At 49.1% G+C, this 13,218-nt stretch carries 15 protein-coding genes; 7 read left to right on the top strand and 8 right to left on the bottom strand.

Features of this window, described 5'->3' with window-relative positions; translation table 11 throughout:
* Positions 1–9 precede the first annotated feature (9 nt).
* On the bottom strand, positions 10–1,014 hold the full coding sequence (gene fbp / locus IV433_RS08995) for a class 1 fructose-bisphosphatase (RefSeq protein ID WP_195813587.1): 1,005 nt from the start codon (positions 1,012–1,014) through the stop codon (positions 10–12).
* A 168-nt stretch (positions 1,015–1,182) separates the two neighbouring features.
* Here fbp and mpl point away from each other — a divergent pair, with 168 nt between their 5' ends.
* Positions 1,183–2,562, top strand: a complete 1,380-nt coding sequence (mpl, locus tag IV433_RS08990; protein ID WP_195813588.1) for a UDP-N-acetylmuramate:L-alanyl-gamma-D-glutamyl-meso-diaminopimelate ligase — start codon at positions 1,183–1,185, stop codon at positions 2,560–2,562.
* Between the two features lie 299 nt (positions 2,563–2,861).
* Here mpl and yhcN (IV433_RS08985) read toward each other — a convergent pair whose 3' ends face one another.
* From yhcN (IV433_RS08985) to argR, 3 genes are all read right to left on the bottom strand, one after another.
* On the bottom strand, positions 2,862–3,125 hold the full coding sequence (gene yhcN / locus IV433_RS08985) for a peroxide/acid stress response protein YhcN (RefSeq protein WP_195813589.1): 264 nt from the start codon (positions 3,123–3,125) through the stop codon (positions 2,862–2,864).
* 201 nt (positions 3,126–3,326) lie between these two features.
* Positions 3,327–3,590, bottom strand: a complete 264-nt coding sequence (yhcN, locus tag IV433_RS08980) for a peroxide/acid stress response protein YhcN (protein WP_195813590.1) — start codon at positions 3,588–3,590, stop codon at positions 3,327–3,329.
* 465 nt (positions 3,591–4,055) lie between these two features.
* On the bottom strand, positions 4,056–4,526 hold the full coding sequence (argR, locus tag IV433_RS08975) for a transcriptional regulator ArgR (RefSeq protein WP_104923506.1): 471 nt from the start codon (positions 4,524–4,526) through the stop codon (positions 4,056–4,058).
* A gap of 464 nt (positions 4,527–4,990) precedes the next feature.
* Between argR and mdh the strand changes: the two genes are divergently transcribed.
* The gene (mdh, locus tag IV433_RS08970) at positions 4,991–5,929 is read left to right on the top strand and encodes a malate dehydrogenase (protein WP_195813591.1); all 939 of its coding nucleotides are present in this window, start codon (positions 4,991–4,993) and stop codon (positions 5,927–5,929) included.
* Between the two features lie 51 nt (positions 5,930–5,980).
* Here mdh and IV433_RS08965 read toward each other — a convergent pair whose 3' ends face one another.
* On the bottom strand, positions 5,981–6,250 hold the full coding sequence (locus IV433_RS08965) for a helix-turn-helix domain-containing protein (RefSeq protein WP_195813592.1): 270 nt from the start codon (positions 6,248–6,250) through the stop codon (positions 5,981–5,983).
* A gap of 678 nt (positions 6,251–6,928) precedes the next feature.
* Here IV433_RS08965 and IV433_RS08960 point away from each other — a divergent pair.
* On the top strand, positions 6,929–7,288 hold the full coding sequence (locus IV433_RS08960) for a DNA-binding protein (protein ID WP_152325298.1): 360 nt from the start codon (positions 6,929–6,931) through the stop codon (positions 7,286–7,288).
* Between the two features lie 47 nt (positions 7,289–7,335).
* Here IV433_RS08960 and ispB read toward each other — a convergent pair whose 3' ends face one another.
* Positions 7,336–8,307 (bottom strand): octaprenyl diphosphate synthase, encoded by a 972-nt coding sequence (gene ispB / locus IV433_RS08955; protein WP_152325297.1) that lies wholly within the window; start codon positions 8,305–8,307, stop codon positions 7,336–7,338.
* Positions 8,308–8,566: 259 nt separating this feature from the next.
* Between ispB and rplU the strand changes: the two genes are divergently transcribed.
* The 4 genes from rplU to cgtA all read left to right on the top strand — a co-directional run bounded on the left by rplU (position 8,567) and on the right by cgtA (position 11,402).
* A complete protein-coding gene (gene rplU, locus IV433_RS08950) occupies positions 8,567–8,878 on the top strand; it encodes a 50S ribosomal protein L21 (RefSeq protein ID WP_013573804.1) in 312 nt (103 codons plus the stop codon).
* Between the two features lie 18 nt (positions 8,879–8,896).
* On the top strand, positions 8,897–9,154 hold the full coding sequence (rpmA, locus tag IV433_RS08945) for a 50S ribosomal protein L27 (RefSeq protein WP_013573805.1): 258 nt from the start codon (positions 8,897–8,899) through the stop codon (positions 9,152–9,154).
* Between the two features lie 85 nt (positions 9,155–9,239).
* Positions 9,240–10,196 (top strand): DMT family transporter, encoded by a 957-nt coding sequence (locus IV433_RS08940; RefSeq protein WP_195813593.1) that lies wholly within the window; start codon positions 9,240–9,242, stop codon positions 10,194–10,196.
* Positions 10,197–10,229: 33 nt separating this feature from the next.
* Complete coding sequence (gene cgtA, locus IV433_RS08935) at positions 10,230–11,402, top strand: Obg family GTPase CgtA (RefSeq protein ID WP_152325295.1); 1,173 nt, start codon at positions 10,230–10,232, stop codon at positions 11,400–11,402.
* A gap of 66 nt (positions 11,403–11,468) precedes the next feature.
* Here the strand turns inward: cgtA and pmrB are convergent, their stop codons facing one another.
* Complete coding sequence (gene pmrB, locus IV433_RS08930; protein ID WP_195813594.1) at positions 11,469–12,554, bottom strand: two-component system sensor histidine kinase PmrB; 1,086 nt, start codon at positions 12,552–12,554, stop codon at positions 11,469–11,471.
* On the bottom strand, positions 12,551–13,213 hold the full coding sequence (gene pmrA / locus IV433_RS08925) for a two-component system response regulator PmrA (RefSeq protein ID WP_195813595.1): 663 nt from the start codon (positions 13,211–13,213) through the stop codon (positions 12,551–12,553). The genes pmrB and pmrA overlap by 4 nt, the downstream gene beginning before the upstream one ends.
* Positions 13,214–13,218: the final 5 nt, after the last annotated feature.

Here is a 13,218-nt window from a genome sequence, read left to right as displayed (position 1 = left end):
GGTACCGGTTTATTCATCGGGGAATTGGGCGATAAAGCGTTCTGCATCTTCAACCATTGAGCTGTTACCGACGAAGAAGGGCGCGCGTTCGTGCAGTTTTTGCGGAATGATGTCCAGAATGCGGTTTTTACCGTCACTGGCTTTACCACCAGCCTGTTCGGCCAGGAATGCCATCGGGTTGCATTCGTACAACAAACGCAGTTTTCCGTTCGGATGGCTGGCAGTGCTCGGATAAATATAGATGCCGCCTTTCAGCAGGTTACGGTGAAAATCTGCAACCAGTGAACCGATATAACGTGAGGTGTAAGGGCGTTGCGTCGCTTCATCCTGCTCCTGGCAATACTTAATGTATTTTTTAACGCCGAGAGGGAATTTGATGTAGTTGCCTTCATTAATGGAGTACATGTTGCCCTTGGCAGGGAAACGGACTTTTTCGTGAGAGAGGCAAAATACACCGAGTGAAGGATCATAAGTAAAGGCATGAACGCCTGCGCCGGTGGTGTAAACCAGCATGGTGGAAGAGCCGTAGACTACGTAACCTGCGGCAACCTGACGGTTCCCCGGTTGCAGGAAGTCTGCTTCCGTTACGGGCTGGCCGAGCGGAGAAGTCCGGCGGTAAATCGAGAAGATGGTCCCGACTGAAACGTTCACATCGATGTTTGAAGAGCCGTCCAGCGGATCCATCAAAATCACGTATTTCGCATTTTCAGCGCGTTCGCCATCGAAAATGACAATTTCATCTTCTTCTTCAGACGCGATACCGGCAATTTCTCCACGTGCTTTCATCGCCGCTTTTAATTTTTCATTTGCGTACAGATCGAGCTTCATCTGTACTTCACCCTGCACATTTTCTGCACCGCTGGTGCCGAGAATGTCAACCAAACCCGCTTTGTTGATATCGCGGTGAATGATTTTAGCGCCGAGTTTTATTGCTGACAGCAAGGCGGTGAGCTCACCGGTTGCATGAGGAAAGTCTTGCTGTTTTTCAACAATAAATTCGCCTAACGTTTTCATAACACGTTCCCTGAATCTAGGATGGATAACGGTTCGTTAATAAAACCTTCACAAGAGCATGGGCAGTTTAGCCCAAATATATGGACGAATCATAGGCAAATCCATTTCTTCTGGGCGATTCTGAGCGGTAGAATAGCGGCTGACTTAAAGGCATTAATGGAAAAATTTATGCGCATTCATATTCTTGGGATTTGCGGCACGTTTATGGGCGGGCTGGCGATGCTGGCACGTGCACAAGGGCATCAGGTAACCGGTTCGGACGACAACGTTTATCCACCGATGAGTACGCTGTTGGAAAAACAAGGGATCGCGCTGATCCAGGGTTACGATCCGGCTCAGTTAGATCCTCAGCCGGATCTGGTGATTATCGGTAACGCGATGACGCGCGGAAACCCGTGTGTCGAAGCCGTGCTCGAGCTGGGGATCCCGTATGTCTCCGGCCCGCAGTGGCTGCACGATCATGTTCTGCCGGAGCGCTGGGTTATTGCTGTCGCGGGTACGCACGGTAAAACGACGACTGCCGGAATGGTCACGTGGATCCTTGAAGCCTGCGGTTACGAGCCGGGCTACGTTATCGGCGGCGTGCCGGGGAACTTCGAGGTTTCTGCACGTCTTGGAAACAGCCCGTTTATGGTTCTGGAAGCGGACGAATATGACTGCGCGTTCTTTGATAAGCGCTCCAAATTCGTTCACTACAGCCCGCGGACGCTGATCCTGAACAATCTCGAATTCGATCACGCGGATATTTTCGATGATCTGAAAGCAATCCAGAAACAGTTCCACCACCTTGTTCGCCTGGTGCCGGGTAAAGGTAAAATTATCCTTCCTGAGCATGACACGCCGCTGAAACAAGTGATGGCGATGGGCTGCTGGAGCGAACAGGAATTTGCCGGTGAAGCAGAAAATTGCGCCTGGGATGCGAAAAAACTGACACCAGATGCCAGCTCTTTCGAGGTTTATCTTCATGGCGAAGTGGCCGGTCAGGTGAACTGGAATCTGGTGGGCGAACACAATATGCATAATGCGCTGATGGCGATTGCCGCTGCGCGTCATGTTGGCGTGAAACCTGAAGATGCCTGCAAGGCGCTGGGTGATTTTATCAATGCCCGCCGTCGTCTTGAACTGCGTGGCGTGGAAAATGGCGTCAGCGTGTATGACGATTTTGCGCATCACCCGACGGCCATTCTGGCAACGCTTTCTGCATTGCGCAGCAAAGTGGGCGGGACGGCACGCATTCTGGCTGTTCTCGAACCGCGCTCAAATACCATGAAAATGGGCATGAGTAAAAATGAGCTGGCGCCTTCTCTCGGTCGCGCCGATGAAGTGTTCCTGCTTCAGCCGCAGCATATTCCGTGGCAGGTTGCTGAAGTGGCAGAGCGCTGCATCCAGCCCGCGCACTGGAGTGCGGACGTCGATTCGCTGGTCGATATGGTGATCAAGGCTTCGCAGCCAGGCGATCATATTCTGGTGATGAGTAATGGCGGTTTTGGTGGCATTCACGGGAAGTTACTGACGGCGCTGGCTGCTAAAGCGGAAGCCGCTCAGTAGCAGTCATACCGCAGCGGATAAACGGAAAGCACAGCGATGGCTGTGCTTTTTTTTGCCTGGGATTTGGCCATGCGGCGATTTGCAGACAAAAAAAGGCCCTCAAAAAATTTGAGGGCCAAAGGGTGTCGTCGGACAGGACGACGAGGGTTACGTTAGCAAGAGAGCGGCAGTGGCAGTGTCTTCTCTCTTCCCAGCCTCAACAGCGCATTAATTTTCGCTGGTATGTGGCTGTTGAAACCCGGTAACGCTAATTCAAGAACTCAAGCAGTGGCTTTGTATCAGGGACTGACTCAGAAATCTTATTGATAGATTTCTGCGGTTGCGTGATAAGCACCATCGTTATGTGCTTCGATCACACGATAAGATTTTGCGCCTTTGCTGTCGGCTTTATCGGACAACTCCTGGCGAATGTCTGTCGGGACGCCATTGACGCCGCTGACGCTGATAGTGCCCATAGGCTGAAGATTTTCTGCCTGCTGACTAGAAACCAGTTGTGCGGCAGACGCACCGAAAGAAACAGCAGACAGCAGGCTAAGAGCGACAATAGTGGTCATGATTTTCATGATAATTTCCTAATTTCATAGACGTTGATGCTAAAAGTGAGAGCAACGCCGGTTGAGATTTGGATTCATCAGTTCTGGAATATCTGAGTCCGGCAACGCGAAAAGCGTGGGGGAACATTGATGATGGCAGAGACAAATCCGTCTTGATGCGCTTCGCGCGGGCCTGAATCATTCAGGCCCCTTCGCTTCGTTTACCCAGGCTTATTGGTAAATTTCTGCGGTAGCGTGGTAGTTACCTTCTTCACGCACTTCGATAACACGAAATGCTTTAGCGCCTTTGGCATCCGCTTTATCAGACAATGCCTGACGGATATCAGAAGGTGCACCGGCAACACCGCTTACGCTGATCATCCCGCGTGACTGAAGATTTGCGGCCTGATCCTGAGAAACAGGTTGTGCTGCAAAAGCGCCGAATGACAGAGCAGAGAGAATGCTTAATGTTGCAATTGTAGTTTTAACGTTCATGATTTTGACCTCGTCTATTTTATTATGTTTCCAACAACTGGTGCTTCACACCACGGAAATGAGTATACATCTAGTCACTTGGAATATTAATAGTTTGCTAATAGTTATTTTGGTGGTTATGTGGGGGCTATTTGAATTTTTAATAACAAAAAGGAATAAAAATTGCGTGAAAATCGATCTTTTTGAGTTAATTTTTCGTAAAATCAACGGATTGAGTGAATTTGACTATTTGTGCTTAATTTTGCAGTCAATCACACCATGGAAATGTTTATGTGACGGGAAAGTGCTTCGTGTGAACAGAATTAACAGGGATAACGACCTGAGGCGTGTGTTTAAAACAACGGTGCAACGTTAAAGAAGGGCAAGTGATAGACGGATAAAGAAAGTCAGGCTGAGGCCAGAAATTGCTTTCTTCTGACCTCAGGCACAGAACTGAAGCAGGAAACAGCGCAACATATCGCGGTATCAGAGTTCCTGTTCAAACAAACTGAGGATTGCGTCGTGAAGCTGTCTGACGCTGAAACCCCGTGCGGGCGTGGTAAAAATTGTGTCATCGCCGGCAATGGTGCCCAGTATCCCTTCGGATTTGCCCAGAGAATCGAGCAGGCGCGCGATCAGCTGTGCCGCACCCGGACTGGTGCGGATAACGACGACGGCGTCGTTATGGTCAATATCTAAGACCAAATTCTTCAGTGGGCTGGTCGTTGTCGGCACGCCGATTTCGGCAGGCAGGCAATAAACCATCTCCATCTTTGCGTTGCGGGTCCGCACCGCGCCGAATTTAGTCAGCATCCGTGAGACTTTTGACTGGTTGATATTTTCGAAACCGTCTTCCTGAAGTGCGACGACAATTTCGCCCTGAGAACTGAATTTCTCTTCCTTCAACAGTGCCTTGAAGGCTTTGATCAAATCTTCCTGTTTAGCAGGATTACGCATTTTGCACCCTGGTCTCTGTATCATCGTTTCGTTGATTATGCAGATATTTGCATTTTTATGCAACACGGGGCGACAGGTAACATCAGAATTGTGCACTCAGACGGGAATGACAGCACCGGAGTAAATATCTGGGCGTCATGAATATGCCGAAATAGTGCATTATGGTGAAATGATTAGCCGGATTGCTGTTAATCCTATGATCTCGATTCAGCTCTCACATTGAATTGAATTTAACCATTTTTTAACCTGGCAGGTTTTGTGGTGCTACTTTTAAGGTGTAGCTTTCCGATAAAAAGTCATAAAAGACCGGAAAAATGGCGCTAAGCGATGTTTTTTTACTTTCTTAACGACCAAGCTCAGTTTTCCAGCAGTTGAGCGATTGTTTTTAGCTGTATAAGTGATTAAGGTCACACCCAAAATAATTCCACGACACTTATAAGTTAGTGATAAAAAAGGAGTATAGGATGAAAGTTGCAGTTCTAGGTGCTGCGGGCGGTATCGGTCAGGCCCTCGCGCTTCTGCTCAAGACCCAGCTACCTTCCGGTTCCGAACTGTCATTATACGATATCGCACCTGTTACTCCGGGTGTCGCCGTCGATCTGAGCCATATCCCTACCGCAGTCAAAATCAAAGGCTTCTGTGGCGAAGACGCAACGCCAGCTCTGGAAGGCGCGGATATCGTTTTGATCTCTGCCGGTGTGGCGCGCAAACCGGGTATGGATCGTTCCGACCTCTTTAATGTTAACGCCGGTATTGTACGTAATCTGATTCAGCAGGTTGCGAAAACCTGTCCGCAAGCGTTAATCGGCATTATCACCAACCCGGTCAATACTACCGTCGCTATAGCTGCCGAAGTTTTGAAAAATGCAGGCGTGTACGACAAGAACAAACTGTTTGGCGTCACCACGCTCGATGCAATCCGCTCGAACACGTTCGTGGCTGAACTAAAAGACAAGCAGCCTGAAGAAATTGATGTGCCCGTGATTGGCGGGCACTCAGGGGTGACAATTCTTCCTTTATTGTCTCAGGTGCCTGGCGTGGTATTTAGCGACAGTGAAATCGCTGCGCTGACCAAGCGTATCCAGAATGCGGGAACTGAAGTGGTCGAAGCCAAAGCAGGCGGCGGTTCTGCTACTCTGTCTATGGGGCAGGCGGCCGCACGCTTCGGGCTTTCACTGGTTCGTGCTCTGCAAGGTGAAAGCAACGTTATTGAATGCGCCTATGTAGAAGGGAAGGGCGACTATGCCCGTTTCTTCGCACAGCCTGTTCTGTTGGGTAAAAAGGGCATCACTGAGCTCATTGATATTGGCAAGCTCAGCGCTTTTGAACAGCAGTCACTGGATTCGATGCTGGATATCCTGCGTAAAGATATCGAACTGGGCGAACAGTTTATCAATCACTGATAAGCCTTAAGTGAAGCCGCCGGGTATCTCCGGCGGCTTTCTTTATTGGCATCATTTATTCTCATTGGGAATGCGGCACCTGCGCTCGATGACCTGAAACGTGGTGGCATCAAAGTAACGGCTTGGCCAGATAATTGACGGGTGAACGCCCAGCGCCCCGGCAATTAGCAATTCTCCTTTGGGCCAGGGCCTGGAAAGTGCATTAGAAAGCGTTGAAGAGCTCAGTCCGGCGGATCGTGACACCGCGGCGAGTGTCGTCCCTTTCTTTCTCAGGGCTGCGATAATATCAGCCTGATGCCAGTCATCATTTCTTGTCATCATGGTATTTTCCTTATTTTTAAATCGCTTTTATAAGACTTTCTTTGAAAACATATATTCAATGATTGCTTGGTTGCGCCCAGTTCAATCCTATCAATGTTTCCTAAAAAATATTTTCTGCTCGGATTAAGAAAATACATTCTTATTAGAATTAAAACAAACAAGTAAATTCAGTTTGCTTTTTGGCCTGATAGTCTTTTTTTATCCTATATTTCGAGTTCATTTAATACGAACGCGTTATTGAAGTGTTGATAATTTGAACGCAATTATAGATCTGAATGATTTAAAAGAATGAAATAACGATCTAAGTTAATGAATGATGAAGGGGATATGCGCATTATATAAGGTGAAAATTCCATTACTATTTGTTTGTAATGGTTTTTTTGTTTTATTTGGCGTGCTGGCTGTCAATCTGATTACATAACTTTCTAAAAAAGACTTTTAAGGGAGATATTCTGTTGTTGATAAACATATTTCATGGAAACATTGTGCGGCAACAGTAGACTCATTCCGAAAAATTGAATATCTTCTTTCCGTTAAATAGGCGTTTTCCTAAATAGTCTGTTTTAATATCTTCTCTAAAATGGGCTTGCAGCGAACAAGGAAAGCATCCGCAGAATTCTCATGGATTTATAACAGCAACCTTTCTTATTGGATTATATGAGAAAGACAAGGATCGTTATGAAAAAAGAGTGGTTTGCAGCAAAGGAACTGACCGGAAAAGATGGCCTTCCTACCTCAACACAGGGCGTGCACGGCATGGCGCGCAGATTATGTTGGATCAAACGGCGCAGACGTGGCGTTCAGGGACGTGCAGTGGAATATCACATTGACAGCCTGCCGGGTAATACCGTCGCCAGTCTGGCAATGAATGAACATTCTGCTGAATATGTTTACACGTCACATCAGGATCCGCTGGCGATATGGATCGAAAGTTATAAGCAACTGAAGGAGCCTGAGCGCGAAACGATGATCTCTTTTATCGTGAGGGAAGGGGTATCGGAAATACTAAACAGGCTGCGTAAGTCTGACGATTCATAGATTTGCCAGAACTGACGCGCCTGTGCAGACAGGCACGTCAGGAAACATCAGAAATCGCGTTTAACGGCCAGATGCGCCAAACCTTCCAGCGCGGAGCGATATTCAGATTCAGGCAGTACCTGAAGAGCCTGAATCGCTTTGTCAGCTTCTTCTTCAGCACGCTGACGAGTATAAGCCAGAGAACCCCACTGATGCATGGCGGCCAAAACTGGCTCCAGCAAATGGCGCCCGTTGCCTTCTTCGATAGCTTTACGGATCATTGCTGACTGCTCAGCGTCGCCGTGTTGCATGGCATGCAGCAGAGGCAAAGTCGGTTTGCCTTCATCGAGATCGTCACCGGTATTTTTGCCCAGCGTTTCGCCATCGGCGTCATAATCGAGCAAATCATCAATCAGCTGGAATGCCGTGCCCAAATAGCGACCATAATCTTGCAACGCCGTTATTTGTTCGGTGTTCCCGCCAGCCAGCATGGCAGAAGATTGTGATGCCGCTTCGAAAAGACGGGCGGTTTTGCTGTAAATGACCTGCATGTAGCTTTCTTCGGTGATGTCGGGGTCATTGCAGTTAATAAGCTGCTGAACTTCACCTTCTGCAATCACATTCACCGCTTTGGCCATCAGAGCCAGAACCGGCAGTGATTCCAAATCCGTCATCATCTGGAAAGCGCGGGTGTAGATAAAATCACCGACCAGCACGCTGGCGGCGTTTCCGAAAGCGGCGTTGGCCGTTGCTTTTCCACGGCGCATATCAGACTCATCAACCACGTCATCGTGCAGTAATGTCGCGGTATGAATGAACTCAATCAGAGCGGCGACTTTTATGTGTTTATCACCGTCGTAGGATAGTGCTTTGGCTGCCAGTACTGCTATCATCGGACGGATACGTTTGCCGCCGCCACTGATGATGTAGTATCCCAGCTGATTGATGAGAGAAACCTCTGAATTCAACTGCTCAAGGATGGATGCGTTGACCGCAGCCATGTCATCCTGGGTAAGATCGATAATCTGTTCTAGGTTCATTGTGTTTTTTCGGCTGTTTTTCTCTTCGCCGCAATGAGGTCTGGCTCACATTGGCACATGGCGCTAACTGTAATGGGGATTGTACTTGAAAAACAGTGTAGATAAATGATATCGAAAGAACTGCGCTTTTTTTCTTCTTTTGTCGTCATTGTGCTCTTGTCTTATGCTGATTTTTTGCGTAGAATTCGCGCCCTATTGTGAATATTTATAGCGCCCTCTGGACTATACAAAGTTGAGTGCGCGGAAAGCGGAGTTTTATATGTACGCGGTTTTCCAAAGTGGTGGTAAACAACACCGTGTCAGCGAAGGGCAGACTATTCGTCTCGAGAAGCTGGACGTTGCAACTGGCGAAGCTATCGAATTCGATCAGGTTCTGATGATTGCAAACGGTGAAGAAATTAACATCGGCCTGCCATTAGTTGCTGGCGGTGTAATCAAAGCTGAAGTCGTTGCTCACGGTCGTGGCGAAAAGGTCAAAATCGTTAAGTTTCGTCGTCGTAAACACTATCGTAAGCAGCAGGGCCACCGTCAGTGGTTCACTGACGTTAAAATCACCGGCATCAGCGCTTAAGATTAGGAGAGCGGAACAATGGCACACAAAAAGGCTGGCGGCTCCACACGTAACGGTCGCGATTCAGAAGCTAAACGTCTGGGCGTAAAACGCTTTGGCGGCGAAGCAGTACTGGCAGGCAGCATCATCGTTCGTCAGCGCGGCACCAAATTCCACGCTGGTATCAACGTGGGTTGCGGCAAGGACCACACTCTGTTTGCTTTGGCTGACGGTAAAGTCAAGTTCGAAGTTAAAGGCCCGAAAAACCGTAAGTACATCAGCATCGAAGCTGAATAAGTTTTTCGCGTCTTAGTAAATAGATGTAAGCCCCGCAATTCGTTGCGGGGCTTTTTACATTCTGGTTAGCCCATTCTGGCGGGATATGGACACAAAATCACAGGCGTCTGTTGGTATTCTGTTAGCACTAATTACTGCTATGAGCTGGGGTTCTTTACCCATCGCCATGAAGCAGGTGCTGGTGGTAATGGATCCCTTTACTGTGGTTTGGTATCGGTTTTCTCTGGCTGCAATTGTGCTGGGGTGCATTCTGGCAGTTAAACGCAGATTGCCGCCCAGAGCGATTTTTAGCCGCCCACGCTGGCTGATTTTAGTGTTAATCGCCACGTGCGGGTTGCTGGGGAACTTCGTCCTTTTTAGTTCCTCCCTGCAATTCCTAAGCCCGACAGCCTCGCAGGTTATCGGCCAGCTTTCGCCGGTCGGTATGATGTTTGCGAGTGTGATTATCCTGAAAGAAAGGATGCGGATCACGCAGGTTATTGGCGCCATTATGCTGATTTTCGGGCTGGTATTGTTCTTTAATACCAGTCTGATCGAAATTTTTACCCGCCTCACGGATTACACTGTAGGTGTGATTTTTGGTGTCGGGGCAGCCTCGGTTTGGGTGATTTATGGTGTGGCACAGAAAGTATTGCTGCGCCAACTCGCCTCACCGCAGATCCTGTTTTTGCTGTACACTTTATGTTCTATCGCATTGCTCCCGCTGGCCAGCCCGGCGGTGCTTTCACAGCTCAGCGGCTGGCAGTTTGCCTGTCTGTTGTTTTGCGGCGCGAATACCTTAGTAGGATATGGCGCCTTAGCGGAAGCGATGGCGAGATGGCAGGCGGCCCAGGTCAGTGCAATTGTGACGCTGACTCCGCTGTTTACCCTGCTATTTTCAGATTTACTGGCACTTGCCTGGCCCGACTTTTTTGCTGCACCCGTGCTCAATTTTATTGGTTATATCGGGGCAATTGTGGTGGTGGCGGGGGCAATGTTTTCCGCAGTTGGCCATCGCTGGTGGCCACGTCGGACAGAGCAAAACCTGGTAGCTAAACACTAGCTGCCCGGCGAATGATTTACGGAGACGGTACAAATGAAGTTTGTTGATGAAGCCACGATTCTGGTTGTGGCCGGAGATGGCGGTAACGGGTGCGTCAGCTTCCGCCGCGAAAAATACATCCCTCGTGGCGGCCCTGATGGCGGCGACGGCGGTGACGGCGGTGACGTTTACCTGCTGGCTGATGAAAACCTCAATACGCTGATCGATTTCCGTTTTGTGAAATCTTATCGTGCTGAGCGCGGCACCAACGGTCAGAGCAGCGACTGTACCGGTAAACGCGGTAAAGATATCACCATTAAAGTGCCTGTCGGAACGCGTGTTCTGGATCAGAGCACTGGTGAAGTGCTGGCAGATATGACCCAAAATGGTCAGATCAATATGGTCGCTAAAGGCGGTTTCCACGGTTTGGGTAACACCCGTTTCAAGTCTTCCGTGAACCGTTCACCGCGCCAGAAAACGATGGGTACCAAAGGTGAAGAGCGTGATATCGCACTCGAGCTGATGTTGTTAGCCGATGTGGGGATGTTGGGCTTGCCAAATGCGGGCAAATCTACATTTATCCGCTCAGTGTCTGCTGCAAAACCGAAAGTTGCTGACTATCCGTTTACGACTTTGGTTCCAAGCCTGGGCGTTGTGCGTATGGATCACGAACAAAGCTTCGTGGTTGCCGACATTCCGGGGTTGATCGAAGGCGCTTCTGAAGGTGCCGGCCTCGGTATCCGCTTCCTGAAGCACCTTGAGCGTTGCCGCGTTCTGCTGCACCTGATTGACATTGCGCCAATCGACGAATCTGATCCGATCGAAAATGCTAAAGTTATCATCAACGAACTGAAGCAATACAACGCCAAACTGGCTGAAAAGCCGCGTTGGTTAGTATTCAACAAAGTTGATCTGATCGAAAAAGAAGAAGCAGAAGCACGTGCAAAAACGATCGCTGAGGCTTTGGGCTGGGAAGGTAATTACTACCTGATTTCCGCCGCTAACCGCGAAGGCGTTAACGCACTGTGCTGGGATGTGATGAAATTCATCAATGAAAATCCTAAGCACATGGCTGTTGAAGCTGCTGTGCCAGAAAAAGTTGAGTTCATGTGGGATGATTATCACCGTGAACAGCTGGCTGAAGTTGAATCTGAAGCCGACGACGACTGGGATGATGACTGGGATGAAGATGACGACGAAGGCGTCGAAATCATTTACGAACGTTAATCCCTGCCTGGCGTTGTGCGTATAGCGAAAAGGCTGCCTGATATGGCAGCCTTTTTTAATGGTTTTTTAAAGAGAAGGGAGCGTGAGCGAATTCTGTATTGCCACATGTGGCAACCAGCATTGCGCGCTGAGCCCTTTTTCCGCCACGCGATTTCGGAGCGCCAGAGTACCGCCATGTAAATTCGCAATACGTATAACGATATTTAGCCCTAATCCACTGCCACCATACCGCTGATCACCTCGTTTGAAGGCTTGCGTCAGTTCACTGGCTTTGGCTTCATCAATCCCCGGACCTTCATCATTAATCTGTATCAGAAAGCCGTTGTTCTGCGGCTCAATCACGATGGTAATTTCGCTGCTCTCCGGCCCGTAACGGTAAGCATTTTCCACCAGATTACGCACCATCAGCCGGAGTAGTACTGCATCACCCTGAATCTCAGCACGGGAAGGCATCTGTACAATCAGTTGCTGCTGACGATCGGCAAGCATCTCACTCAGCTCTTCCCGGAGAGGTTCGACGACGTTACTCACCAGATCTACCTGCTGGTATTCACCTTTTGCAAAATTTTGCCCGGCGCGCGAAAGCATCAGCAATTGTTCAATAGTGTGCATTAACAGATCGATACGGCTTATCAGCGTATCACTGCCATCCACGCCATTTTTTTGCATGATTTCAAGATGCAGCCGGACGCCAGCCAGCGGAGTTCTCAGCTCATGTGCGGCATCGGCGGTGAACAGCCGTTCCTGCTGTATGGTATTGGAAAGGCGGGAAAATAGCTGGTTGAGCGTGTTGGTCACCGCCACAACTTCACGGATTTCTGTATTGAGTGGCAGGGGCGTCAGGTTATCCGCAGAACGGGTTTCCAGACGCTTTTGCAACTGATTAAGTGGCCGGATAATCCAGCTAATGGCCCAGAAAGATAAAACCAGGGTAATCGTCATCATCAGCAAAGAGGGCGCAATCAGGGACGCGATAGCTTCCGCAATCTCTTTCTCAACGTGAGCATTGCGAACTTTTGCGGAAAGCGTGTCATTCACCAGCAGGTTTATCTGCTCCTGGCTTTCATGCCAGAGCCAGAAAACGCTGGTGAGCTGGGTGACGAAAAGGATCAGGGCCAGCATAACCAGCAGGCGGCGGCGCATACTGGTCATGGTAAAACTTCCAGCCGATAACCAATGCCGCGAACCGTGCGAATCAACTCTTTACCCAATTTCCGTCGCAGATTATGCACATGAACTTCCAGCGTATTGGATCCTAAATCGTCCTGCCAGGTGTAGAGATCTTGCTGAAGCAATTCGCGATTGACGGTTTGCCCTGCGCGCATCATCAGACGGGATAAAATGGCGAACTCTTTAGGTGTGACTTCTACCGGTGAATCGCCCAGATAGGCCTGCTGAGACGAAAGGTTGATGGTCAGGTTCCCGACAGTTATCTGATTGTCGCTTTGCCCCTGATAACGGCGAATGAGTGCCCGGACGCGGGCCTGCAATTCCACCAGAGCAAAAGGTTTGATCAGATAGTCATCCGCACCGGCATCGAGACCATCAACACGGTCTTCCAGCGCATCGCGGGCAGTGAGAATCAGTACGGGAAGGGAAATATTTTGACGTCGCCACTGGCGCAGCAGCGTTGCGCCATCTTTATCCGGCAATCCTAAATCCAGGATCACCAGACTGTACTGGCTGGTTTGAATCAGACTTTGCGCTTCAGCGGCTGTAGAAGCGCAGTCGCAAACATAATTATCACTGGTAAGTGCCAGAGATAATCCCTGCCGTAAAAGTTCATCATCTTCAACTATCAGCAGTTTCATCGTCT

Source organism: Rahnella laticis, assembly GCF_015644585.1.
Taxonomy (GTDB): Bacteria; Pseudomonadota; Gammaproteobacteria; order Enterobacterales; family Enterobacteriaceae; genus Rahnella; species Rahnella laticis.
This window is presented reverse-complemented; position numbering and strand designations above follow the sequence as displayed.

Bases quoted from the DNA above. Each gene is read 5' to 3' on its own strand.
- fbp (WP_195813587.1), bottom strand. From the start codon at position 1,014: ATGAAAACGTTAGGCGAATTTATTGTTGAAAAACAGCAAGACTTTCCT.
- mpl (WP_195813588.1), top strand. From the start codon at position 1,183: ATGCGCATTCATATTCTTGGGATTTGCGGCACGTTTATGGGCGGGCTG.
- yhcN (WP_195813589.1), bottom strand. From the start codon at position 3,125: ATGAAAATCATGACCACTATTGTCGCTCTTAGCCTGCTGTCTGCTGTT.
- yhcN (WP_195813590.1), bottom strand. From the start codon at position 3,590: ATGAACGTTAAAACTACAATTGCAACATTAAGCATTCTCTCTGCTCTG.
- argR (WP_104923506.1), bottom strand. From the start codon at position 4,526: ATGCGTAATCCTGCTAAACAGGAAGATTTGATCAAAGCCTTCAAGGCA.
- mdh (WP_195813591.1), top strand. From the start codon at position 4,991: ATGAAAGTTGCAGTTCTAGGTGCTGCGGGCGGTATCGGTCAGGCCCTC.
- IV433_RS08965 (WP_195813592.1), bottom strand. From the start codon at position 6,250: ATGATGACAAGAAATGATGACTGGCATCAGGCTGATATTATCGCAGCC.
- IV433_RS08960 (WP_152325298.1), top strand. From the start codon at position 6,929: ATGAAAAAAGAGTGGTTTGCAGCAAAGGAACTGACCGGAAAAGATGGC.
- ispB (WP_152325297.1), bottom strand. From the start codon at position 8,307: ATGAACCTAGAACAGATTATCGATCTTACCCAGGATGACATGGCTGCG.
- rplU (WP_013573804.1), top strand. From the start codon at position 8,567: ATGTACGCGGTTTTCCAAAGTGGTGGTAAACAACACCGTGTCAGCGAA.
- rpmA (WP_013573805.1), top strand. From the start codon at position 8,897: ATGGCACACAAAAAGGCTGGCGGCTCCACACGTAACGGTCGCGATTCA.
- IV433_RS08940 (WP_195813593.1), top strand. From the start codon at position 9,240: ATGGACACAAAATCACAGGCGTCTGTTGGTATTCTGTTAGCACTAATT.
- cgtA (WP_152325295.1), top strand. From the start codon at position 10,230: ATGAAGTTTGTTGATGAAGCCACGATTCTGGTTGTGGCCGGAGATGGC.
- pmrB (WP_195813594.1), bottom strand. From the start codon at position 12,554: ATGACCAGTATGCGCCGCCGCCTGCTGGTTATGCTGGCCCTGATCCTT.
- pmrA (WP_195813595.1), bottom strand. From the start codon at position 13,213: ATGAAACTGCTGATAGTTGAAGATGATGAACTTTTACGGCAGGGATTA.